The following is a 24,852-nucleotide window of genomic DNA, read 5'->3' as shown; positions in this document are numbered from 1 at the left end:
TTTTACCAGAGCATGTTTGAATTTTCCCAACATATATCATTTTCCGACGGTCAGTATCAAATATTGTCATTTAGTTCTCAAATATTGCGTTTTTCAATATGTTTGTATTGTATCAAATGTTGCTTTTTTTATCAATATATAGCCAAATTTATATTTTAAATCTAAATAAGTATCGTTTATCTTTGTCTATATTGCATAATTTTCTATGTTTTAAATTATATACTTTGACATGTACTTGTTTTTGTACACTTTTAGATAGCAATAATTGATAGTAAACAAACAAGAATTAGAAAGAAAACCCAGGCAATCTCTGCTATAGTAAGAATTACCAAATACGAGATCTAAATTTTTAAAAGGAGGTTCAATATGAACAAGAAACGAGCACTTTCAATATTAGTAGCTGCAGCAATGGCAGCTGGAACTCTGGCTACATCTGTACCGGTTTATGCTGATGATGTTGAAGAAATCACATGGATGTTCTGGGATGACCTGGAAGCTACGGAAGATCTTATTTCCAAAGGTTACAAAGAAGTCATTGATCGTTTCAACGAAGAGTACGATGGCAAATATCACGTAACTCCGATCACCACCAACCTGGAAGAGTATGATGGCAAGCTGAACGCACTGATCGCAGCCGGACAGACACCGGACGTTTACATCTGTAACCCTGGTCCAAACATGGACGTATATGTAAATGCAGGCGCAGCAGCTGATCTTACCGATATCCTTGAGAATCAGGAAGCAGACTGGTACGCATCCTTTACAGATGGTATCTTCGAGAGAATGACCTATGACGGAAAGATCATGGCAGTTCCTACCAACTTCGCAGCAGCCTGCGTTTACTACAACACAGAGATGTTCGCAGATGCCGGAGTTGAAGTTCCTACCACATACGACGAACTGATTGCTGCATGCCAGAAGCTTCAGGATGCTGGCTACACACCAATCTCCTGCTCCGCAGGTACCGCATGGTGCTTATCTATGATCGCTGGTTATCTGTGTGACCGCCAGGGCGTTGATCTTGCAGCTATCGCAGACCATACCGCTAACTGGACAGACGAGAACTGTATCGAAGCAGGCACCAAATTAAAAGACCTTTCCCAGTATTTCCAGGCTACAGCAGCCGGAGATTCCAACGACCAGGCTACAGCAGCTTTCTATAACGGCGAAGCAGCTATGCTGGTTCAGGGTTCCTGGGCAATCGCACAGATCAATGGTAACAACCCAGACTTTGAGTCCAAATGTGGTGTATTCCAGTTCCCTGGAATTGACGGTGCAAATGACCCGAACCGTATGATCGTTAAGACAGACAACCTGCTTATGAGCTCCACAACAGAGCATCAGGACGCAGCCATCGCTCTTATGAAGATGTTCACAGACGAGACAGCTCAGAAATACACAGCAGAAATCGGCGGCAAGTTCCCTATCATCAAAGACCTTGAAATCGACTACGACAAAGCTCCTGCACAGCTGAAATACGTTCAGGATATCATGGCCAAAGCAACTGGTACATTCGGATTCTACAATGAGTCCCTTGCATCTGTAGAAGCTGGTGACTGCTTTGATAACGCAATGGTTGACATCTTCCTTGGAAACCAGACACCTGAAGAAGCATTCCAGACCGTACAGACATTCTATGAGGAGAACGTTTGGGAATAAATCCTCCCTTATAAAAAATAAGTTATAAACCCAGGCACATGGCTGCCGCGGAACGGACTAAGGCATGTTCCGCGGCAGTCTTTTTACTAAAAAGGTTATCGCCAGTCAGCGAGCCCACCAAAATCAATACAATACTCATGCAGACAACGGCTTATTCTTTGCTATCATTCGGTTTTCTTTAGTAGTAAAACCGCACACATTTGACGGAAGGAGATATTATGGATAAAATTCTGCGCGACAAAAAAGCCATTTTCGTATTTATCGCCCCGGCGCTGATCATGTTCCTTCTGGTCCTGATCATCCCGACGATACAAATGGTTTACTACTCACTCTGCGATTACGCAGCACTTACACCCCCTGAATTTGTGGGATTAAAAAACTATAAGAAACTGTTTTTCGGTGACGCCACATTCCGTATTGCCCTGAAAAACTCCATCTTTTTCATGATCTTTTCAGCAGTCACACAGCAGATCTTCGGTCTTTTACTTGCTGTTATGCTCACCAACATACCGAAAGGCCGCAACATTTTCAAGAACATTTATTATCTTCCATGCGTACTTTCCTCAGCAGCACTTGGACTTCTCTGGTCCTTCCTTTTCAATCCGAGAATCGGTATCAACAATCTGCTTGCAAAATTCGGCATTGAAGGACCTCTGTGGCTGATGGACTCTACCGGATTTATTGTACTTCCCATGTGGGTTATCGCATTTGTTGCCCTGTGGCAGTACCTTGGTCAGAACATGATGCTTTATATGGCACAGATCACCGGAATTTCCCGTGATATTTATGAAGCTTCCTATATAGACGGCGCGTCAAAGGTAAAAGCATTCCGCTATATCACCCTTCCGCTGATCAAACCAATGATGATCACATCACTTTCCCTGAACTGTATCGGTTCTCTGAAGTTCTTCGACCTGGTTTACAACATGACTCAGGGTGGTCCGAACCACAGAACAGAAGTCCTTGCAACTGAGCTTTATGCAGAAGGTTTCAACTATTTCAAATACGGCTACGCCAGTGCCATTTCCGTAGTTCTCCTGGTGCTCTGCCTGCTTGTAACCCTTCTGGTAAAGAAAGTCATCAAAGTTGAAACTTACGAGTCATAAGGAGGTGGGAAAATGAGCAACGTAAAAGTAAAAGCTCCGAAAAAGCCGGTAAAACCGGTAATCGTAGTGATTTATATCCTGCTGGTGATCCTGGCAGTTATTTATCTGGCTCCGCTTCTGTGGATGCTGTCCGTATCTCTGAAAGATAACGCTGGTGTTATGTCCGCACCATTTTCCCTGCCAGAGGTATTTCATTTTGAAAACTATGCGCAGGCATGGCAGATGGGTAAACTTGGCACAGCCCTTATAAACTCTGTCATCGTCTGCGGCGCTACCCTGATTGTCAGCCTTTTCTTCGGCGCTATGGCTGCTTTTGCCATCGCCAGAATGCGCTGGAAATTATCGGAATTCATGCACACCTTCTTCCTCATCGGAATGATGGTTCCAGTACATTGTGTTCTGATTCCTCTTTTTGTAAGATTTGCAAAACTTGGTCTTACCAATTCCCAGGGCGGATTGATGATTCCTTATATTACCTTCTCCCTGCCAATGACCATTTTCCTGCTTACCGGATTTTTCCGTTCCATGCCAGGAGAAATGTTCGAGGCTGCTGCCATTGATGGTTGCGGAATCTACGGATGCTTTTTCCGGATCGCACTGCCACTTTGCAGAACCGGCTTCTTCGTATCCGGTCTGATGACCTTCATCAACAACTGGAACGAGCTGCTTCTTGCCATGGTATTTATTTCCGATCCTATGAAAAAGACACTGCCGGTTACACTGACCTATTTCGTTGGGCCTTACGCAACCAACTATGTGCAGATGTTTGCTGCGATCATTATCGCAATCGCACCTACAGTCGTTGTTTACTCACTGTTCAGTAACCAGATCGTAGAAGGTCTTACCACAGGTGCAGTAAAAGGATGATATGCAGACCGAAAACTCACACTCGCTTTACAACATAACCTGCTATTTGCGGGTCACAAACCTTATATGACTCAATGTTTTACAGTCACCATGAATTCGCAACAATAGGAGAAACATTATGGATAGAAAAAAGGCTAGAAAAAAAGCGACCGAACTGGTCAGCCAGATGACCTTAGAGGAAAAAGCAAGTCAGCTGCGCTATGACGCACCTGCAATCAAGCGGCTTGGCATCCCTGCCTACAACTGGTGGAATGAAGCGCTCCACGGAGTTGCCCGCGCCGGACAGGCCACAGTTTTCCCACAGGCAATTGGACTTGGCGCCACTTTTGACACCGAACTTCTGGGACAGATTGCAGATACCATTGCTACCGAAGGTCGTGCCAAATACAATGCATATTCCCAGGAAGAAGACCGTGACATTTACAAGGGACTTACCTTCTGGTCACCAAACGTAAATATTTTCCGTGATCCAAGATGGGGACGGGGACATGAAACTTACGGTGAAGATCCTTATCTTACGAAAGAGTTGGGAGTCTCTTTTGTAAAAGGGCTCCAGGGCGATGGCAAAGTTATGAAAGCCGCTGCCTGCGCCAAGCACTTTGCAGTCCATTCCGGTCCTGAGGCCATCCGCCATGAATTTGACGCGATCGCAACTCCGAAGGATATGGAAGAAACTTATCTCCCGGCATTTGAAGCTTTAACCAGAGAAGCGGACGTGGAAGGCTTCATGGGTGCCTACAATCGCACCAACGGAGAACCCTGCTGCGGAAGTCCTTCCCTTCAGAAAATACTTCGCGGCGACTGGGGCTTCCAGGGATATTTCGTTTCCGACTGCTGGGCCATCAAGGATTTCCACGAGCATCATATGGTAACCAGCACCCCGGCAGAATCAGCTGCATTAGCACTGAACAATGGCTGCGATCTGAACTGCGGAAACACTTATCTTCACATTTTGAAAGCTTATGAAAAAGGGCTGATCTCCGAGGATACCATCACGGAATCCGCCATCCGCCTTTTCACAACCAGATATCTGCTGGGATTATTTGAAGAAACGGAATACGACAAAATTCCTTATTCTGAGGTGGAGTCACCTGCTCATCTGGCACTTTCCCAAAAAGCTGCTGAAGAAAGCTTCGTACTTCTGAAAAACAATGGGATCCTGCCTTTGAACAAAGAGAAGATCAAAACAGTTGGAATCGTTGGACCAAATGCAGACAGCCGTAAGGCTCTGGTAGGCAATTATCACGGTACAGCTTCCCGCTACTGCACGATCCAGGAAGGTATTCAGGATTATCTTGGAGATGATGTACGTGTGCTTGCCTCTGTAGGATGTGACCTTTTCCGCGACCGCACCGAGCATCTTGCTTTTACTCAGGACAGACTTGCGGAAGCGAAAATCGTTGCTGAAAACAGCGATATCGTAATTCTCTGCGTGGGGCTTGATGAAACACTGGAAGGTGAAGAAGGAGATACCGGAAACAGCTATGCTTCCGGTGACAAAGAGACCTTGCAGCTTCCACAGGTTCAGCTGGATCTGATGGAAGCCATGGCTGAATCCGGCAAACCGGTTGTCCTCTGCTTAATGGCAGGAAGTGACATTGATCTTTCTTATGCAGAAGAGCATTTCGATGCAGTGATGGTTCTGTGGTACCCAGGTGCCGAAGGTGGAAAAGCCGCCGCAAGAGTACTGTTCGGAGATGTCTCCCCATCCGGCAAACTGCCAGTGACCTTCTACAATAGCCTGGAAGAGCTTCCGGATTTTACAGATTATGCCATGAAGGGACGTACTTACCGCTATATGGAGAATAAGGCTCAGTTCCCATTTGGATATGGATTGACTTATGGGAAGGTAGTAGTGACAGATGCAGTTGTCAGTGAAAACAGCGCAGCCGACATAAATGACACAAATGTTTCCGGCAAGGCAGGTTTCGAAAGCGGCACTAATACCACAGCAGCACCAGTTACAATCCAGGCCACTGTCACCAACCAGGGTACAATTGATACCCGGGATGTGGTTCAGATTTACATAAAGAATGCAGATTCTTCTCTGGCCGTTCCAAACCCGGAGCTTGCTGCTTTCACTCCTGTTTTCCTGAAAGCAGGCGAAACAAAAACCGTCACACTTTCCATTGCTCCAAAGGCCTTCACCGTAGTAGATGAAACTGGAGCAAGAACAGAGGACGGCAGCCACTTCCATATTTACGTTGGCTGTACACAGCCGGACAAGAGAAGTGTGGAACTTGCAGGTGTGAAACCAGTGGAAATTGAATATAGTAAATGATCTTTATAAGGCGAACGACTATCTTAGTCGTTCGCCTTATATTCATCTCAGTTTTTACTCAATATTTTCCTGTCCATAATAAGCATTTGCACCATGTTTTCTATAGTAATGCTTATCCTGAAGCTCCTGCGGAGCAGGTTTCACATCCGGATTAATCAGCTCGCAGCGGGAAGCCATCTTGGCAACCTCTTCCAGAACTACTGCATTATGCACTGCCTCGTGCGCATCCTTGCCCCATGTGAAAGGACCATGATTCTTGCAAAGAACAGCCGGAACAGCCTCATAATCTCTCTTCTTGAAATAGTCGGCAATGAGAATACCAGTATTCTTCTCATAAGCTTCCGCAATCTCACTCTTATCCAGATTACGGACGCATGGAACCTCACCGTAAATATAATCAGCATGAGTGGTTCCATAGCATGGAATTGCGCGGCCGGCCTGTGCCCAGCTGGTAGCCCAGGAGGAATGAGTATGTACGATTCCACCGATCTTCGGGAAAGCATTGTACAGAACTACATGAGTGGGAGTATCAGATGATGGGTTATATTTACCTTCTACTTTATTACCTTCCAGGTCTACAACTACCATATCTTCCGGTGTCAGTTTCTCATATTCCACACCACTTGGCTTGATTACGAAAAGACCTTTTTCACGATCAATTCCACTTACATTTCCCCAGGTAAAAGTAACCAGGCCGTATTTCGGCAGGTCCATATTTGCTTTGTAAACTTCTTCTTTTAATTTTTCAAGCATAGCTGTATCCTCCTTTTTATACATGCAAATATCTTATATTTTTCATAAAAACTTGTATCTTATAGTTTTCATAAAATTTCATCACTCATAAAGCGGAATCTTATAGCCCCAGGATTTCCTGATTCCATCCATGATCTCCATCACACGCACAGTCTCATCATGAGGCATTTCCGGGCATTCCTTTTCGCCCTGTGCGATTGCTCTGGCGCAGGCCTCAACCTCATACTCATAGCCTGTGATCTGTGCCGGAGGCAAATAAGCTGCAACCTCCTTATGCTCCTTGTCAAACACTGTGATTTTCTCCGGATTATTAATATTCTGCACCTGAATATAACCTTTGGTTCCAAAAATACTTCCCATTCTGTCAGAAATTTCACGGGCACCACACTGCAAGGTAGCCATGCGGTCGCCTTCAAATACCATAGCAATCGTATCCAGCATATCCACACCTTCACGGAAAATAGCAGTTGCCTGTACATCCTTCAACTTATCCCCAAGAACCATGCTTGCGAAATTAATGGTATAAACACCAACATCCAGAAGCGCACCGCCTGCCAGCTCCGGCTTACGGATACGTTCCACCTCACTGATGGCATAGTTCAGATTGGCTGTAACAGCTGTCACCTCACCGATCACACCGCTTGAAATAATATCATCGATCATCTTTCTGGATGGCATATATCTGGTCCAGATTGCCTCTGTGATCAGCAGGTTTTTCTCTTTCGCCAGGGCAAAAAGCTTTCTTGCCTGGTCTGCATTTACAGTAAACGCCTTTTCACAAAGCACATTTTTTCCTGCCTCCAGGCACATCTTTGCATGAAGATAATGATGGGAATGAGGGGTTGCAATATAAACCAGATCCACCTGCGGGTCTGCAAGCATTTCCTCATAAGAGCCATAAGCCTTGGAAAAACCGTATTTCTCGGCAAAAGCCTGCGCCCGTTCAAAGCTTCTGGCTGCCACTGCGTAATTCTCCACATCCTTCATTCCAGCTACTGTTTTCGCCATCTGAACTGCAATTCCTCCAGCTCCAAGTATTCCAATTTTCATTTATGTAAACCGCCTTTCTAATAAAATTTCCTGTTTCTCCATTCTCAACTGACCTCCCTGTATGGAGATATCTCTAAAGCGATACAGTTATTTCGCTCACATGATATTCATATAGTCTCATCTCATGCAGACATAAACTCTACAATCGCATAAGGTTCGCCATTCTCCGTGGAAAGCGCAACCGTAACCTTTCTCATTTCCAGCTTCACTGCCGGATAAAAAACGTCTCCAAGCAGTGCCTGCTTCTTATATTCTGCCCTCATCTGGCGGATTTCAAAGCCTTCTGGCAGATAATCTGCCCCCATGCGGATATACTGGCAATTATTAACATGGTGATGGGTGTCCAGATGATGTTTTTGTATTGCAAAAGGCTCCTGGGCTTCCATCCCTTCCGGAAGTGCGATCTTACGGGGCGCATAATCCATCTCCAGCTTTTCATCCAGTTCGTATCCTCTGATGTCTTCGTCTGTAAGTCTGGCAGGCAGACCGGTCTCTGTATCAATATTGGTCCAGATACTGTTTGCATAGGATAAAAGCTCTCCATCTTCTGTTTTCAGAGTGAAGTTACGCATTCCAAGAAAACCTTTGAAACCATATGGCGCCGTTGATGCCACAATTGTCTCTCCCAATCCCGGATATCGGTTCACCACAATCTGCCAGGATGACAACACCCAGGCTCTCTGGCGTTCCTCCAGCGCTTCCATTCCCTGCCCTATTTCCTCAGATTGAAAGGTGCAGCAATCCTGATAATAATTCTGAATTCCAGGAAGAGTCAGGCAGCCATCCTCGCCTATTTCACTGTATCTGACACGGCCTTTAAAACTGTAACTCATGTTATGTCAATCTCCATTCTAGAGCCTGTTTGAAAAATCATTCCTGCAATCTCCCACAAATTGTGACGCACATCTTGCAGAAAGCCTTTTTCAAACACGCTCTAATTTCTTGTCCGCGAATTTTACTTCATTATATAACAAATCCATCAATAAAGATATGAAAATGTAGATTTTTTTGTGAAAATCCCCTTGATTCTGCACCCTCTACCATGTACAATAAAGATATAAAAATAAAAACAGCAAACGCTTATATATGTCCATAATCTGGTTGGACGTTTCTACCAACTACCCTAATAGTTGTCTATAAGCTGCATGCGAAGAGGTATGCAGGTATGGCATTTTCCGGGTGGTTTTTTTATTGCTGAATCAGCCCGAAATCACATTTTGCATGTTTCCGGCAGTACGTTCTCAGCCGCAAACTATCCCGGAACTTTACTTTACCTCGCCTCTGGCAGAAAGGATGGTCTGATATGAAAAAAGATTTGTTTGCTTTGAAAGGTACAATTTGTTACAGCAAGAATCAGAAAGAACTTGTTTTTGCAGAAAACTCTTATGCAGTCTGTGAAAACGGGCTCTGTGCCGGTGTTTTTTCCCAGCTTCCAGAGGAATATAAAGATATTCCTGTAAAAGACATGGGTGATCGACTGATCATCCCAGGATTCACCGACCTTCATCTGCATGCTCCCCAGTACGCTTACCGCGGAACCGGCATGGATCTAGAGCTGCTGGACTGGCTGAACACCATCACTTTCCCGCAGGAAGCCAAGTACGCTGACCTGTCCTATGCGAAAAAGGCTTACTCCATTTTCGTGGATGACTTAAAGCACAGCTTCACCACCAGAGCCTGCATTTTCGCCACCTTGCACCGTCCGGCAACGGAGCTTCTCATGGACATGCTGGAGGAAAGCGGTCTGGCAACTATGGTTGGAAAAGTAAATATGGATCGCAACGGAGCACCGGAGCTTCAGGAGAAAAGCGCACAGGCTTCTGCACAGGATACACGCCAGTGGCTGGAAGAGATCAAGGGACGTTACGACCACACCTACCCAATCCTAACCCCACGTTTTACCCCATCCTGTACGGATGAGCTGATGACCGAGCTTGGAAAAATCCAGAGGGAATATCACCTTCCGGTTCAGTCTCATCTGTCTGAAAATTTCGGGGAAATTGCATGGGTAAAGGAGCTTTGCCCGACCAGCAGATTTTATGGAGATGCGTATGACATGTTCGGGCTGTTTGGAACAAAACCCGCATTCAATACTAACGAGGCTGATTTCGCTTCCGCATCCGGCCTTAATACCACTGATAACACAGCAGCTCATATTTCATCTGATGGTGCCAGCGTCTGCCCTACCATCATGGCACACTGCGTCCACTCCACCGACGAAGAGATCCAGATGATCAAAGACCAGGGCGTTTACGTCGCCCACTGTCCGGAGTCCAACACAGACATTGCTTCCGGAATCGCACCTGTCCGCCGCTATCTTGATATGGGACTTCATGTAGGACTTGGCACCGATGTTGCCGGAGGTTTTTCTCTCTCCATGTTCCGTGCTATGGCAGATGCCATCCAGGTTTCCAAGCTCCGCTGGCGCCTGATGGATCAGACCCAGGCCCCGGTTACTCTGGAAGAAGCCTTCTACATGGCTACGATCGGTGGTGGCTCCTTCTTCGGAAAAGTCGGCAGCTTCGAAAAAGGCTATGAATTTGACGCCATGATCCTGGACGACAGCAACATCCGTCATCCCCAGGAAATCTCCACCCGTGACAGACTGGAAAGGCTTGTTTATCTGTCCGACGACCGCAATTTGGTTGGGAAATATGTACAGGGACGGAAAGTAATTTAAAAAGCTAAAAAACCTCTGGTCAGGAAATCAATCTTCGACCAGAGGTTTTTCCTTTTGCTCGTTGCTCGCGTAAATTATTCTGTCCCCAGATACTCCCGTATCCGCGCCTCATTCATATTCTCCCCGATCACGATCACTACTTCCTGTCCTGCGGAAATAGGCTTCAGGGAAAATTCTTTGCGGGTGGCGTTTAGTTCCAGCCAAATATTGTTAGTGGATGCTTTCTGAGCGGAGTCCGAATTCATTTTTTCGTTTTCGGTTACCGCGGCAGCACTTTCTTCTAATTTCACAAAGCCCTTAATTCGGAAAACATCCCCACATTCCGGATCATCCAGGATCTGATGCGCCGCTTTCTCCAACTGTGTCTCGGAAATCTTCAGCTCCATAAAATACAATGACTGGAACCCTTCTTTCTCATCAAAACACTGTTTCTCAAAATCTTCCATCACATACCCGCTGTTGAAAATCCGCTGAAAATCCTCATCTGTAAACGTTTCCCAATCCTTATTCAGTATCTCATTTTCCGTAAAACGTCGTTTACATTTCACACTTTCCAGTGCGCGATTCAGATGTTTCACAGTTCCACTAATCTCTTCCTCAGATGCCTCCTGGCTCTTGCTCAGAACAATACAACCTGCATCAGCTGCCTCTGAAGCCAGAATATACTCTGCCTGTGGCTGCAGCTTCTCCTCCAGTCTGGCATCCAGAATGGTGATCACATTTCCAATCTGATACCACTTATCCAACGGCTCTTCATAAAGGGCATCGAAAAACTCATCCACATCAAAAATCCCGGAAGGCTCAATGAGAACCCGGTCATATCCGCACATTCCCATTGCGATCAGCTTGGTCTTGAAACGTCTTCTGTGGCAGTCCGCATCACATCCACCTGAAACCATTTCCAGCTCGCAGTTCTCACCTTCCAGGTCATGAAGCAGCATCATATCCACATTCACTGCACCAAAATCATTCTCCAGAATTCCAATATTCTGCCCCTGGCTCATCAGCCATGCAGCATATTTCTTTATGAAAGTCGTTTTTCCCGAACCAAGAAAGCCTGTAATCAAATCAACTTTAACCATTTTTTAATCTTCAACCTCATTTTTCAATATAAAGCTGGCCTGGAACCTGTTGCCGACCGCTTCGAAGCGACTGGCTCCGCCGTGTTTTTCGCAAAGTTTTTTCATGGAAAGAATGCCAATTCCTTCCTGTTTGTTTTGCCGTTTTTTTGAGTAAATTTTCCCATTTTCCTGGAATAATATTCCGTCAAAAGAATTGTCTACCGTAATCAGAAGCATGTCGTGTTTCTTCTCCGTAGCAACTTCAATAAAGCGTTTTCCATCATACTGACCGGCGGCAGTCACCGCATTATCCAGGGCATTGCCCAGAATCGTACAAAAATCAGTGTCCGGAATAGCAATATCTTTCAGATAGCAGCATACGGAAAACTCGATATTTTCGCCCTGGCAATACAGCCGTAATGATAAAGGACGCCGTCTGCCGCGGCGTTTCCTGTATATGGAATTGTTACTTTTCCCATCTCTTCCAGTTCCAGATCATCACAATATCCCCGCAAGCCCTCCATATCATTTTTATCAAGAAAACCTTTAATAGCAGCTACCTGATGACGGAAATTATGGCGTGCTTCACGTTCTGCCAGAACCTGCTCCGTGAGCGCATGATAGTAACCTTTCTGCTGATCGATCTGCCGGTTCAGTTCTTTTTCATTTAGAAAATGCTGCTGATCATAAGACACCGCAAAGCAAATCAGCAATGTGGCGACGCCGATCAGACATTTACTCAACATTTGTGGAAAAGTGGTAGTGTAGACATCCACTCCTTCTGAAAAAATACTGGAAAAAAACATGGCAATAGGAATGAACCATAAGGTCTCCCAATAATTTTGGCATTCAATTTCAAGGAATGGTGTTACGGTATAACGGAGCAAGCTGCTAAGCAGCGGATATAGAAGCGCATACACTACAATTGCAATTGCGCTGGTTTCTGCAATTCCAATCGCATTTCCCTGCATTCCCAAAAGTGAACTGACATAAGCTCCGATTGACAGTGCAATCATGACAATATCTGCCACAATTCCAAATACAAACAAATGCACCTTGGTGTATCCAGGGACAAGCCAGATATTTACAGCAGCCATTACAATACAGAAAGCAATAAGATTTATCTTATAAAACGGCACGTCAATTTTCCGGTAATTTCCCACCCACATGCAGATTCCGAAGTCCACAGCCAGACCAATTGCATAGATTACAGTCAGTCTGATCCTGTCTTTATCTGAGATTTTTTCGTGAAACGGAACAATTCGCAGGATCAGAGTGGGGACATGAGCCAGGATACAGAGAAGACTTACAATCGCGATTATAATTGTATTTTCCATATATTTTTACCTCGTTTTAAAGTACTCCATGGGACGGTCCGCCTCTCCGTTTTTCTTCTCCATCCTCTTTAACTCCGGCAATATAGTCAGCAGCATTGTAACAAAACAAAGGCTTCCGCCAATTACATTAGATACCGGCTCTGCCAGGAATACTCCGTGAGTTCCCATTTTAAACACGTAGGGAAGCAGGTATGTCAACGGAACTACAATAAAAACTTTTCTCAAAAGCGAGAAGAAAATGGCCTGTTTTTTCTTATTTAAAGACTTGAAAACAGTCTGTCCAATGTATTGCAGATCCATAAAAATAAAGGCTGCAAAGTAGGTTTTCAATGCCGGAACTGCATCCTTTATCAAGAGCTTATCGGAGCTGAAAATGGCAATCAGATAATCCGGGACAAAGATAATCACGCTCCACATTACTGCTGTATAAACCAGAACCATTACTGCCAGAGTGACCATTGCATTGCGGACAAGCTTCGGTCTTTTTGCCCCGTAATTGTAGCTCAGGATAGGTGATGTGCCTTCATTTATAGCATAAATCGGCGTCTCTACCATCTGACGGACACTGGATACGATAGTCATAACAGATATGTAAACATCCCCTCCGGTAACCCCCAGAACATTGTTGCAGCAGATAGTTACCAGACTGTTTGTCAGCTGCATAATGAAGCCTGCAGTACCAAGACTGACAATGTTTTTTGCATTCTCTTTGCAGCTTTTCAGCTCTGTTTTTTTCAAAAGACGAGCTTTCATTTCCGCTCTTTTTTCAAGAAAAAGAAGTACATAAGCAGCTGATAGGAACTGGGAAAGAACAGTCGCAATGGCTGCTCCTTTGATTCCGAAACCAAGCACAAAAATGAATAATGGATCCAGGATCAGATTGGCAACTGCACCGATTGCTACAGAAAACATACCAGTTGTCGCGTATCCCTGTGCATTGATAAACGGGTTCATTCCTGTGGCGATCATGGATGGAATCGTTCCGATCAGGTAGATCATCATGTAGGGATATGCATAAACCAAAGCATCCTCAGATGCTCCAAAAAGTACCAGCAGAGGTCTTGCAAAAAGCATACCAGCTATCATCAGAATGATCCCGCTTCCGCACACCATAGTAAAGGAAGTGTTCATCACTTCCTGCGCTTTCTGGTTGTCTTTCATACCTCTGTTTATAGAAAAAACAGGAGCGCCGCCACTGCCAAACAGATTTGCAAAGGCAGTGATAATCACGATTAACGGGAAACATAAACCGACTGCGCCAAGCGCTGTAGTTCCCACTTCAGGGATTCTGGCGATATAGATTCTGTCTACAATATTATATAAAAGACTGAGTATCTGTGCCACCAGCATGGGGATTGCAGCGCTGAAAATGTTTCTGGTTACCGTACCATTTTCAAAATCAATTCGTTTCATTTTGTTTCACAGCTTTCTTTTTATTTGATATTTTTATTTCATATTTTCATTTCCAGTTTATGACTTTCTTTCAGGCTTATAACACTCTTTCTGTTTTATTTTCGAGGTTAATTTCAGCATAATTCATCATTCCAGGTTAAAATCCTCTGTACTTTACCCTTAATTTCTACGCCCAGATCATAGACTACATTACTCAGAACATACTCTCCATCATTGACAAAAATCTCGATCAAATTAGGATCCACGAAAATTTCCAAATCAGCTTTTTCACCTGCATCCGGAATCTGGCAATGCAGTTTTTTACTGTCTGTGTGAGGAAATACTCTTGTTCTGTCAGTACATATTGTTCTGCCTTTCATGGAGATCTGATATCCTCCGATGTCCAGACAGTCGCCGTTTTGGAGGGTTGTTTTTATGCAGAATGGGTTACTGCTGCGCAGGGCATCCTGGCTGGAAAGTGATCTGGAAAGGCCCTTTCGCACGTTTGGATGAACCCGAAAACAAACCTGTCCATTCTCAATTTCTACTACACGCGGCAGGCTCATCATACCGTTCCAAATTACCCGTTCTTCCGTTAGCAACTGACTTTTATCACTCTTTTTCAGATGATTTTTATCTGTTGACTGTGTGATTTTTTCTCTCTCATTTTCTTCTCTATCACTATTTTGCTCAAAAAATACAGCAGCTTTACTACTTTTCATTCCAGTCACAGCCTCTGGCATGCGGATCCAACCAATCATAACTCTTCTGCCATCCTTATCCAGATTGGTCTGCTGGGCGTAGAAGTCACCGCCGTAATCAATCAGCGAGTAGTTATCCTCCAGCTCCAGCCTGCCGGTTTCTGTATCAAAATCGGCAAGACAATAACCGGAAACAGCCTCATATTCTATCTTATCCCCACACCTGACAGGAGTCACCGGACAGCCTGTAAATATACGTTGTCCATCCACCTCAAACATATCCGGACACTCGATCACATATCCGTAATTCTTCATTCTGCACTGGGAAAGATAGCTCCAGTTTTCTCCGTCCTTGCTGGAATACAGAATTACTCTGCCGATTTCATGTTTGTATGTACTGCCAAGAATCATATAATAAACGCCATTTTCTTCCCATACTTTCGGATCTCTGGTATCCATGGAATCAGCAGTTTCATCATCTCTGATTACCGGAATGATCTGCTTTTTCCCATTCCAGTTATCGAAGTGAAAACCGTCTTCTGATATGATCATAACCTGGCTTTCCTCGTATTCTCCATCTGCCACATGGATATTTTCATCCTGTTCTTTCAGATAGCGATTTGCAGTATAATAGAGGTACATTTTCCCATCTTTCTCCACTGCACTTCCAGAGAAAACTCCGTTTCGGTCGTAATCCTTTGTTGGAAACAGGGCTATTTTCTCATGGCTCCAATGTACCAGATCATCGCTTACCGCATGTCCCCAATACATGGTTCCCCACATAGGTGCATAGGGAAAATGCTGATAAAAAAGATGATATCTGCCTTTAAAATATATAAATCCATTTGGATCATTGATCCAGTTTTCCGGTGCTTTTAAGTGTAAAAAATCCTGTCTCATGATATAATTTCTCCTGAAATTGTTTGAACTTTATGAGTTTATTTTGCACATTACGTGGAAAAATGTCAAGAGAAAAGGGACTATAACAGATGAATGTCACTTCATACGCAACGTGCATCTATTACAGTCCCTTATATATTCTCTTGTTACATTAATTTGAACCGCCTATTGCTTTTTCGATGTTTGAAGATCCAGCTTTCTTTGAAAACCTCCCCATAACACAAACAAATATTACATCTTCTTTATTACAATCTTTTTGCTTATGCCTCGTTTTACAAAAACCGTTTTGTAGCTCTTTGCCTTTTTCCTTGGGACGTAAACTTTCATCCTGGATGGAGTGCCTTTGAAGGCATTGGAGCCTACGTATTTGGCTTTCAGGCGGGAGGTGTAGCTTCTCATTTCGTTTAACTTTTTGCAGCTATAAAAGCTTTGTTTTCCGATCGCTTTTACTGAACCGCCAATTTGTACGTAAGAGAGTTTCGTGCACTTATAAAAGGCATAGCTCTTAATCTGGATTACATTGTTTCCTATGATAGCCTTTTTCAGGTATTTATTGCTCTTGAATGCTTTGGAGGCTATTGAGGTTACTTTGTAATTCGCGCCCTTTAGGTTTACGCTGTCTGGAATTGTGACAGTGCTTACTTTTTTCTTTATCGGTTTTATATATTCTACCGTGTCGGTGGCGGTAACTTTATAATATCCGTTTGTCGCCGGATGTTTCACTGTTGTCCCCACTTTATATCCAGTCGGCGCAGGTGTGTTCGTTGGTACTGGTGTGTTTGTCGGCACTGGTGTGTTTGTCGGCACTGGTGTGTTTGTCGGCACTGGTGTGTTCGTCGGCGTTGCCGTTGGTACTGGCGTGTTCGTTGGCGTTGCCGTTGGTATCGGTGTGTTTGTCGGCACTGGTGTGTTCGTCGGCGTTGCCGTTGGCACCGGTGTATTTGTTGGCGTTGCCGTTGGCACTGGCGTATTCGTTGGCGTTGCCGTTGGTATTGGTGTGTTTGTTGGCGTTGCCGTTGGTACTGGCGTGTTTGTTGGCGTTGCCGTTGGTACCGGTGTGTTCGTCGGTGTCGCCGTCGGCACCGGCGTATTCGTTGGCGTTGCTGTCGGTACTGGCGTTGGTGTCGTCGTTGGCTCCAGCATCGGAATACTTTCGTTCTTTGTTTTCCCACACACCGTACAGCTAAAGGTTCGAATCCCTGCATTCTCAACCGTCGGCTTTAATGTAACAGCTCCGGCATCCCAGGCATGCCCGGTTGCCACTATAACCTTCTGCTCCTGTAACACTGCCCCACAAACACTGCAATGACTTCCCGCTGTTTTACCTGCGCTCTCGCATCCCACAGCTACAGCTTCGTCTATCACCGTGATATGCCCAGTTTTCTCAATGCTTTCCAGTCTTATCTCTTTGCACCCTGTACAGGTATAGGTCTTTAGTCCATCTTCTGTACAAGTGGGTTTCTTTGTAACAGCTCCGGTATCCCAGGTATGTATATGAGGAGTCTCTTCCGAACCGCCTTGACTATCATCATAAAATACTACGGTAACAGTATAAGTTATCTTCGTCACTCCATCCGGAGCTGTCAGAACATATTCTACCGGATTGGAAAAATCATGCGACGTGCCATTGGCAAAAGCCCAATCCAAAGCTGCTCCCGAACCTGCTCCATAGTCCATATTCGGAGTCAGTCTGCTAACATCTGTCCCTTTTGGAAGCAAGAGAGTAATTGTCCTTGCTTCATTATCAATCTTACCTATTACATCTTTTTCCAGAACGGTATTCTGCAGTTTATAAAGATTAAAGCTTGTAAAAGCTGCTTCATTTGAATTCTGCACATAAATTGTGATTGTTACAGGCAAAATTGCCCTTGTCTGTACATCCTGCACCTGATATTCACACACATAAGTCCCGGCTGGTGCAGTAACAATTCCACTATAGGAAAACGTATAAGAGAGTCCGGGTAAATGGGTTCTCTCCAGACCAGCTGGAAGATTCTCGCTGATCACAACAGTTTTATACTGCCCGCTTCCGCCTGTGATCACTCCTGAATCAATATACTGTGTCTCAGTTTTTCCTGCAGACAAATGAAGATTTACTCCCGAAATTGATAGCGGCACAGCCACATGGATTGTTTCTGAAACTGCTGTCACAGTTCCATAAGTTCCCGGAAGTGCATCCGTCGCATAAAACAAAAGTGTCTGCCCATTATCATCTGCTGTGAATATTTTTTCAGCAGAAACCGGTGTCACTTTACCATCATTTCCAAGTGCGATTTTCACACCATATTGCTCCAGCTGATCAGCAGTGAATGCCGGTGACTTATTGCCATTATTATAGGTCAGACGAAGCCTCAGACCAGACAGATCCAGCTTATCTCCCACACTATAATCCGTTTTATCCGGTGCTGTAATTACGCTAAGCTTACTGGGTTTTTTCGCTGTAACTGTAATCTTTTGCTGTACTTTAAAGCCATGATAATCAAATGTTACAGCCGTGTCAGCAGTTGTCAGAGGCTCTGTTTTATCATAGGAAAAATCACTGTAAACCCATGCCCCGGAATATGCAGAATAAGAAATATACAAACTCATTCCTGAAGGATCAAATAGCTCCCCCTCCGTGTAATTTGTCTTTGGAGCCCTTGATATCTGAACCTTTGTTATTTTGCTGCTGTCCGGCTCCGTAATCGTTATCGAACAACTGGTGGTTTTTCCTTTATATACAATGTTTATGGTTTTCGTACCTGCTGTTGTGTTATCAAAACCACTGATCATATCATCTGTAATATCAATTCCACCAGGCTGACCATTAATATAAAGAATTCCCCAGCTATACGGACGCTCCCCAATACAATAAGAAGAACTATATAAATATGCAGAAACAGACGTAATGTCTGAAGCTTCCATCCTTGCCGGAATCCCGTCCTCAGAAATTTTCCACTCACTTCCAAACTTCCAATTCGTATAAGAAGCGGAATCTTTCAGCTGATTTTCCGTAAGAAGCTTTCCATTTGATTCCGTAGCTGCGGTGGAGCCAATCAGTTCTCCCTGAGAATCCTTTCCATAACAATCAGAAATCACAGAAGAGGTCATCTGACCACAAATCTGACCGACATTCTTATTTTTACCACTTACCCGAAGTATACCGGTATGAACGCAAACCTTTATACTGCTGTTTCCTAATGTTGTCCGTTCTGTTCCTCCTGCAATGCCGCCCACATACAGCTGCCCGGCATCCTCCGCCTGCGTAACCGTTATTTTTCCACTGCTGACACATTTCTCAACACAGCCTTTATTCAATCCCACAATACCGCCTGCCCAGCTTTTCATCGCCGGCATAGACAGATTCATATTTAATCTTGATGAACATCCACTGATGGTACCAGAATTTTCTCCCGCAATACCACCAAATTTGGGAAATTCCTGGAGGCCCTGACCGCCCATATGACCGGTCACAGTCCCGGATACCGTACATTCCTGAATTTTCCCAGTGTTATATTGGGCAAAAACGCCCTGGGCATTCTGGCTGTCATCATCAAAAGCTGCTTCTATACGCAAATTCTTAACAGTTCCTCCATTTTGAACTATCAGCGGCTTTTTCAAACCGCTGATAGTATGCCCATTTCCGTCCAGAACCCCTCCAAAATAATTTACAGAAAAATTTATTTTTCCATTAATCTGAATATCTTTTGTAAGACAGTAATGTGCACCTGCATGGTCTGAAATCATATTCAAATCTTCCAGGGAGTCTATCTCATATGGATTCTCCGCCGTTCCATTTCCTCCTGCCGGAGAAACAGCAGCGTTCCGGTTTCCGATCACACGATAAATAATATTGGAATCACCATCAGACGGAACTGTAAATTTACCATCTTTCAGCTTTATAATAATAGCTGCAGCAGGTTCTAGGGAATATTTTGCGCCACTATTTCCTACAAAAACAGGATAAGTCGCTGCTTTCTGTGCTGCCACCCTGTCTCCGTAAAAACCGTAAGCGCCAGATGTTTCACCAGCGGCTATTGCTGTATAAAAATCTGTAAGAAGTGTTTTAAAAGCCACCCCTGTAACCTTTTCCAGATATTCCTCACAGTTTAAATCAGAAGCATTTATCTGATAAAAACGTGGAAGTACAGACATAGGATCATAGCCTCTGGCCATCCTGTCGATCACGTATCTGACAAACAGATATGGCAAACCATAGTCCCTTGCCGTGTCATCTCTGTAAGACTGATAAATCAGGGATGAGCCTCTGCGGATTGCTGCATTCTCTGCAATTCCATTTAACCAGCCGCTGCTGTCTATACCTCCCCACAGATAGTCCATTACTGTAACTGCAAGTCCCTCATTCAGCCACATATATTTTCCTGAACTGGAAAAATTAGTCTTCAAGGCAAGCACTGCATGCTGTCCCTCATGAACCAACAGACCGTTTCTTCTGGACATTTCTCCTGTCACATAAGAGGATGCAGCCGGAATGTTAATATGAATCGCCGTCACATCAGTCTCATACATATACATTCCACTGGCACTGCTCAGTGTTTCAAGCAAAATTGACAATTTGCCCGAACCATCCAGACATGGTATCTCCCCGCCGGCCAGCTGATTCAGAATGCGATATGGCTGCCCATCATAAACACTTGCCATATCAGCTGCTATAACCGCGGTTTTTCCGGCACTGTCATAATCTGATTTCATGTTTTTTTCCATCCAGATGTAACAATGCTCCCCTATCCCAATGCAGACATAAGTCTTTTGGGAATATGTGGTGCCCATATATTTTTCCTGTCCTATGGTGTAGGTGGTGGCTGACTGCAAAGCGATCGCGGAATTCGTGCTTCCGCCCGCCACATTTACGCTGCCCAAACTGTTAGAAGCTCCCACGCTCCCTGCCGTATACGGCGCAGTCCCATCTGCGCCATCATCAAACACCAGCGTTCCAGTATTATGTGCCACCTCGGGATCCGTATTCACAATAACTGCATACTCCCCGGTAAGAGTCTCCCCTGCTTTCCCTTCTGTTACTGCCGCAAAAACGCTTATATTGCTGAATAACCCAAGAAGCAGAAGACAAATCCCCACCGAAAGCCCAATGGATCTCTTCCTTTTCATACACGCCTCCTGTAAAAATTTCTTTTCTACAGTTTACCATTTTTTCTAACCATACACTATGTTTTTTTGTACACTTTTTCGGCTAATTTCAACAACACAATTGCTAAATTCTCTCGCCAGCAAAAGCTTCAGCTCGTTACTCACAAAAAAAGTGACACACCACTTCAAATGATGCGTCACTCATTCATACTTATAAATTATTTTTCCGTTTTCACCACTTTCGTCCGGTTCGCTCTTTTCCCATATTCCCTGGCAAACCGCGTCTCTTCCGCAATTTCACATGCGGTCTGGTAATAATAATTCAATGCGGTATTCAACACCTTTTGCCGCTTTCCCTGCAAAAGATCCGGGCTCAGTTTAACTTCTTTTTTGAAAGGAATATCTTCCTGCTCATAATGAACATAGTTCTCCTGCGTCTGCATATCCACAACCAGCACCGGAGCCTCACCTATATATAATTTATTTCCCTGCACACGCATATTCAGCAAATCAGTTTTCACCTCCAGAAAATCACATGCTTCTACCAATATTTTTCTCTTTTCCAGATTTTCTTACCACTTTGAAAAAGCCGAAGATACTCTATCTTTTTCTCCACAGTCTCTGCAATCCTGTCCGCTCTTTCTTCTGGCATTTTTGTATATGACATAAGCAGCGTTTTCACTTCTTCTGGAAATCCGTTAAGCCTTGACAGCTCAATACGCTCTCTATTTTTCACATAAGCAAGCATATCCGCCTCTTTTTTACAAAAAGAATTTACTCTGATCTCCAGCAAGCCAGATTTCACAGGTATTAAATCTTTATCATAAAAAAGACAGTTTCCAGTATCATAGATCGGAGCCATTTTTATCAGCTTATGCGCTTTGCTGCTATACAAAAATCCAAAATTATTATAATGTCTGTCCGTATTGCTCAACACAAAATCCGTTAAAATCATATATTCCAGCTGCGCTCTTACTTCCAATTCTTCCATTCCATTTTTTACTGCCACATTGATAATTGCCTCATATTCAGACTGGTCGTTTGGAATTTTATAGTCTTTTATCAGCTGATATGCAGAAACCAATTCCGTATCAAGAGAAGTAAATAACGGTGTTAAACTGCCTGGAACCTGCAGCCCATCAATCCGTGTCATCTCAATTTCATATGGAACATAGTTCTTCCAGCCCAGTCTTTCATGGAGTCTGCACGCAATTTTCTCGTTTACAGCCTGCTGCCCATAATTATTTGTATTAATCTTCATAAGAAAACGGGTATGATCTCGAATCACCCATTTCTTTTTCATCTCGCCATTTACAGAAGACGCCGGGGAAAAGCAGGAAATATGACCTTCCACATCAATCTTGCCTGTATCGGTCAGTAAATTTCCAAGTTCATCGGAGAATTCATTTTCAAAGAAATTTATGTTCTTCCAGTATAATTCCTTCGAAACAGGCTGCATCCAATAATGATCCGTCAAACTCAGACCGTACGCCGCCAGCATAAGGGACTGGCTTGTCTCTTCCCCCAATAGTTTAAGCTGCTGCTGAATTCCTTTTCTTGTATCCGGAACAGCACGCATATTCCACCACTGGGCAAGCCCGGATCCCTCCTCCGCACATCCTACTGGCAATTCCTCTGGCATGTACACTTCAAGGACATATTCGATCCTTCCCGAAAAAGGATTTATTTTCACCATCGCAACATCTAAATCCTTATGTTTCAATATATATATTTCGTCTCTGCCCATAGTTTACACGCTCCCTAAATAAAAAGTCCCATGATATCAACTAATTTTGCTAAAATTAATGATACCATGGAACTTTTGGGGACTCAAGTGGGTTTTACTGCTGATTATTAGTCCTTTACGCTAGAACATCTTTAAAAAACCTCTAAACTTTTCCCCTCAAAACCATTTCGCCGCATACTGCTGCAATTGTTCCTGTACCTCTTTATAACTGTACTTGCTGACCGGAATGGTTTCGTGGTTTTTCAGGGTGATCTCGAAGCGTTTGATGGAGCGGACTGCATATAGGGAAACGATATAGCATCTGTGACACTGTACAAATATATCCTTAGGCAAGATTTCTTTCATAGAAGAAAGGGTTTTATAGATTCTCGTGACAGTTCCGTCCTGGAGATGGATCAACAGCTCTTTATTAATTACCTCAATAAACGTAATATCCCGAATATGAAATGACACCGTAGCAGATGGAGTATCTACCACGATCGATTTTGGTGTCAGATGCCGAATTGCTCGGTTCAGGGCTTCTGCCAGCTTTTGCCTGCTGACCGGTTTCAGAATATAGCCAACCGGCTCAGCGGAATATGCATCAAATACAAATTTTTCGCTGCTTGAAATAAATATGACAGGAACACAGTTTCCGTGATCCCGAAGATATTCCATAAAACTGACTCCGTTAATCTCCCCAAGCATAATATCAAGGATCAGAATATCATAAGCACCAGAATCCTCCTGCAACGCACTCTCCAATCCCAAAGCGGAAGTATACTTCCAGATTTCACAGGATTCTCCTATGGATGATAAAATGTCAACTGTCATTTCTGAAATATATTTTAAAAAAATCGGTTCATCCTCGCAGACCGCGATACGGTACATAATAAAAATTCTCCTATTCTTCGTTTTTTTCATCAAGGCAAAGAGTTGTTGTTACAGAAAAGAGGCCATTGTGAACCTGCACGCTGAGAATGCCATTATATTTTTCCACAATCTCTCCCATGATCTTAAGACCATAGCCATGTTTGCTAATATCACGCTTCGTAGATCTATACTTTCCATTTGCAACTCTCAGGCTTCCCTCATCACAGCCATTCTCACATTTCACAAACAGAAAGTTCTCTTTTGAATGAAGATTCAGCCTGATAAACCGCCGTTCGCCTGAAACCTTTTTGCATCCCTCTACTGCATTTTCCAATATATTGTTCAGCATCCGGCACAGATCAATATCTTCCATATTCAATTGACTGCCGATAATAATGCTGTAATCCACTTTCACCTTACATCTCTTCGCCTTTTCGGAAAACTCCGAAAGAATAGAATTAACCAGCGTATTCGCCGTATATGTAACAAATGGAAGCTGTCCTGCGTCATCTGCAAACTTGTGAATATATTCCTCCGCTCCCATATAGTCCCTTTCCTTAAGATAAGCGGACAAAGCATTCATATGATGCCGGATCTCATGATGCGCTTCAAGGATATATTCGTTGTTTTCCGCCTGCTTCCGGTATCCTTCCAGCATACACTCAGAAACCCGCTCTTCCTCTTTTTTACGGCAAATGTACCCCATAACGCCAAAAAACACGCCATACACAATAAATGCAAATATAGCAAAAAGAACGAACAGCATATGGACAATAACATTCCGGTCAATATCTATTGTAGTTAAAAACTGTGCAATGCTGGCGATCAGCATAAACAATGCAGGAAGTGAACAAAGGATCCCCCAGATACGTGTTTCCAGATCTATTTCGATCATAACACGAATCCTTTCCATCAGCAAGAGAAAAGGCTTTGCCAGAACCAGATTGATTCCAAGCGTTAAAGCAAGGGCAACTGGCGGATACATAAAATCATCTGATTCAAATTTAAAGCTGCGAAACAAAAAAGTCACCGAACTTGTGACAAAAAATCCGTAACTCATAACCACAAAAAATATAAACAATTTCTCGGGTATTTTCGCCCGAACCACCAGACAGTACATCACCCCGAACAACAGCAATGCAATATAAAAAATAATATTCCAGATAGTTTCTTTATAAGCACCGCCCACATTCAGCTGCGCCACAGTGCAAAACGGGATAACCATCAAGGCGAAAATAGAAAGTGCAATAAACACAGCCCTTTTCCTGCTTCCCCGAAAACGGTCCCGGAATGGAAACATACAGAAAAACGCATATGGAAAAATCTGAAGAAAAAAGCCGCAGAAATAACGCAATGCTATCATAAAAAGCCCCCTTCTGAC

The 24,852-nt window shown here is 43.8% G+C and carries 19 protein-coding genes and 1 riboswitch; of the genes, 6 read left to right on the top strand and 13 right to left on the bottom strand.

Annotation, left to right across the window (positions count from 1 at the left end; genetic code table 11):
- Window positions 1-366: 366 nt before the first annotated feature.
- From LIZ66_RS07570 to LIZ66_RS07555, 4 genes are all read left to right on the top strand, one after another.
- The gene (locus LIZ66_RS07570; protein WP_173769642.1) at window positions 367-1,659 is read left to right on the top strand and encodes an ABC transporter substrate-binding protein; all 1,293 of its coding nucleotides are present in this window, start codon (window positions 367-369) and stop codon (window positions 1,657-1,659) included.
- Between the two features lie 218 nt (window positions 1,660-1,877).
- Window positions 1,878-2,765 carry a carbohydrate ABC transporter permease gene (locus LIZ66_RS07565; RefSeq protein ID WP_118583552.1) on the top strand — a complete coding sequence of 296 codons (888 nt, stop codon included), beginning with the start codon at window positions 1,878-1,880 and terminating at the stop codon, window positions 2,763-2,765.
- Between the two features lie 12 nt (window positions 2,766-2,777).
- Complete coding sequence (locus LIZ66_RS07560; RefSeq protein WP_173769643.1) at window positions 2,778-3,632, top strand: carbohydrate ABC transporter permease; 855 nt, start codon at window positions 2,778-2,780, stop codon at window positions 3,630-3,632.
- Window positions 3,633-3,750: 118 nt separating this feature from the next.
- Window positions 3,751-5,913, top strand: coding sequence for a glycoside hydrolase family 3 C-terminal domain-containing protein (locus LIZ66_RS07555; RefSeq protein WP_227200805.1), 2,163 nt, complete (start codon window positions 3,751-3,753; stop codon window positions 5,911-5,913).
- A gap of 54 nt (window positions 5,914-5,967) precedes the next feature.
- On the opposite strand, the gene LIZ66_RS07550 is transcribed toward LIZ66_RS07555, so the two are convergent.
- The 3 genes from LIZ66_RS07550 to LIZ66_RS07540 form a co-directional block, all read right to left on the bottom strand.
- Window positions 5,968-6,666, bottom strand: a complete 699-nt coding sequence (locus tag LIZ66_RS07550) for an L-ribulose-5-phosphate 4-epimerase (RefSeq protein WP_148463305.1) — start codon at window positions 6,664-6,666, stop codon at window positions 5,968-5,970.
- 81 nt (window positions 6,667-6,747) lie between these two features.
- Entirely contained in the window at window positions 6,748-7,716 is a 969-nt protein-coding gene (locus LIZ66_RS07545) for a Gfo/Idh/MocA family protein (RefSeq protein WP_227200804.1), read from the bottom strand.
- Between the two features lie 122 nt (window positions 7,717-7,838).
- Window positions 7,839-8,549 carry an acyl-[acyl-carrier-protein] thioesterase gene (locus LIZ66_RS07540; RefSeq protein WP_195698876.1) on the bottom strand — a complete coding sequence of 237 codons (711 nt, stop codon included), beginning with the start codon at window positions 8,547-8,549 and terminating at the stop codon, window positions 7,839-7,841.
- A 25-nt stretch (window positions 8,550-8,574) separates the two neighbouring features.
- On the opposite strand from LIZ66_RS07540, the gene LIZ66_RS19910 reads away from it, so the two are divergent.
- Together LIZ66_RS19910 and LIZ66_RS07535 are read left to right on the top strand one after the other, a co-directional pair.
- A complete protein-coding gene (locus LIZ66_RS19910) occupies window positions 8,575-8,718 on the top strand; it encodes a DUF6783 domain-containing protein (RefSeq protein WP_368366141.1) in 144 nt (47 codons plus the stop codon).
- A 58-nt stretch (window positions 8,719-8,776) separates the two neighbouring features.
- Window positions 8,777-8,873, top strand: a riboswitch (purine riboswitch).
- A gap of 146 nt (window positions 8,874-9,019) precedes the next feature.
- Window positions 9,020-10,396 (top strand): amidohydrolase family protein, encoded by a 1,377-nt coding sequence (locus LIZ66_RS07535; RefSeq protein ID WP_173774034.1) that lies wholly within the window; start codon window positions 9,020-9,022, stop codon window positions 10,394-10,396.
- 74 nt (window positions 10,397-10,470) lie between these two features.
- Here the strand turns inward: LIZ66_RS07535 and LIZ66_RS07530 are convergent, their stop codons facing one another.
- The 10 genes from LIZ66_RS07530 to LIZ66_RS07485 all read right to left on the bottom strand — a co-directional run bounded on the left by LIZ66_RS07530 (window position 10,471) and on the right by LIZ66_RS07485 (window position 24,834).
- Window positions 10,471-11,478 carry a GTP-binding protein gene (locus tag LIZ66_RS07530; RefSeq protein ID WP_227200803.1) on the bottom strand — a complete coding sequence of 336 codons (1,008 nt, stop codon included), beginning with the start codon at window positions 11,476-11,478 and terminating at the stop codon, window positions 10,471-10,473.
- Between the two features lie 3 nt (window positions 11,479-11,481).
- A complete protein-coding gene (locus tag LIZ66_RS07525; protein ID WP_227200808.1) occupies window positions 11,482-11,811 on the bottom strand; it encodes an ATP-binding protein in 330 nt (109 codons plus the stop codon).
- Window positions 11,812-11,822: 11 nt separating this feature from the next.
- Window positions 11,823-12,794, bottom strand: coding sequence for a hypothetical protein (locus LIZ66_RS07520; protein ID WP_227200802.1), 972 nt, complete (start codon window positions 12,792-12,794; stop codon window positions 11,823-11,825).
- Between the two features lie 6 nt (window positions 12,795-12,800).
- A complete protein-coding gene (locus LIZ66_RS07515; protein WP_227200801.1) occupies window positions 12,801-14,207 on the bottom strand; it encodes an MATE family efflux transporter in 1,407 nt (468 codons plus the stop codon).
- 113 nt (window positions 14,208-14,320) lie between these two features.
- Window positions 14,321-15,787, bottom strand: a complete 1,467-nt coding sequence (locus LIZ66_RS07510) for a glycoside hydrolase family 32 protein (RefSeq protein ID WP_173736163.1) — start codon at window positions 15,785-15,787, stop codon at window positions 14,321-14,323.
- A 231-nt stretch (window positions 15,788-16,018) separates the two neighbouring features.
- Window positions 16,019-20,893 (bottom strand): leucine-rich repeat protein, encoded by a 4,875-nt coding sequence (locus LIZ66_RS07505; protein WP_227200800.1) that lies wholly within the window; start codon window positions 20,891-20,893, stop codon window positions 16,019-16,021.
- Between the two features lie 197 nt (window positions 20,894-21,090).
- Window positions 21,091-21,420, bottom strand: a complete 330-nt coding sequence (locus LIZ66_RS07500) for a hypothetical protein (RefSeq protein WP_195408912.1) — start codon at window positions 21,418-21,420, stop codon at window positions 21,091-21,093.
- A complete protein-coding gene (locus LIZ66_RS07495) occupies window positions 21,414-22,619 on the bottom strand; it encodes a HipA domain-containing protein (protein WP_195408913.1) in 1,206 nt (401 codons plus the stop codon). Before LIZ66_RS07495 ends, LIZ66_RS07500 begins: the two co-directional genes overlap by 7 nt.
- Before the next feature lie 156 nt (window positions 22,620-22,775).
- Complete coding sequence (locus LIZ66_RS07490; protein WP_195408914.1) at window positions 22,776-23,489, bottom strand: LytR/AlgR family response regulator transcription factor; 714 nt, start codon at window positions 23,487-23,489, stop codon at window positions 22,776-22,778.
- 13 nt (window positions 23,490-23,502) lie between these two features.
- Window positions 23,503-24,834, bottom strand: coding sequence for a sensor histidine kinase (locus LIZ66_RS07485; protein ID WP_227200799.1), 1,332 nt, complete (start codon window positions 24,832-24,834; stop codon window positions 23,503-23,505).
- Window positions 24,835-24,852 lie beyond the last annotated feature (18 nt).

The organism is Blautia faecis (assembly GCF_020554845.1).
GTDB classification, from domain to species: domain Bacteria; phylum Bacillota; class Clostridia; order Lachnospirales; family Lachnospiraceae; genus Blautia_A; species Blautia_A faecis.
This window is presented reverse-complemented; position numbering and strand designations above follow the sequence as displayed.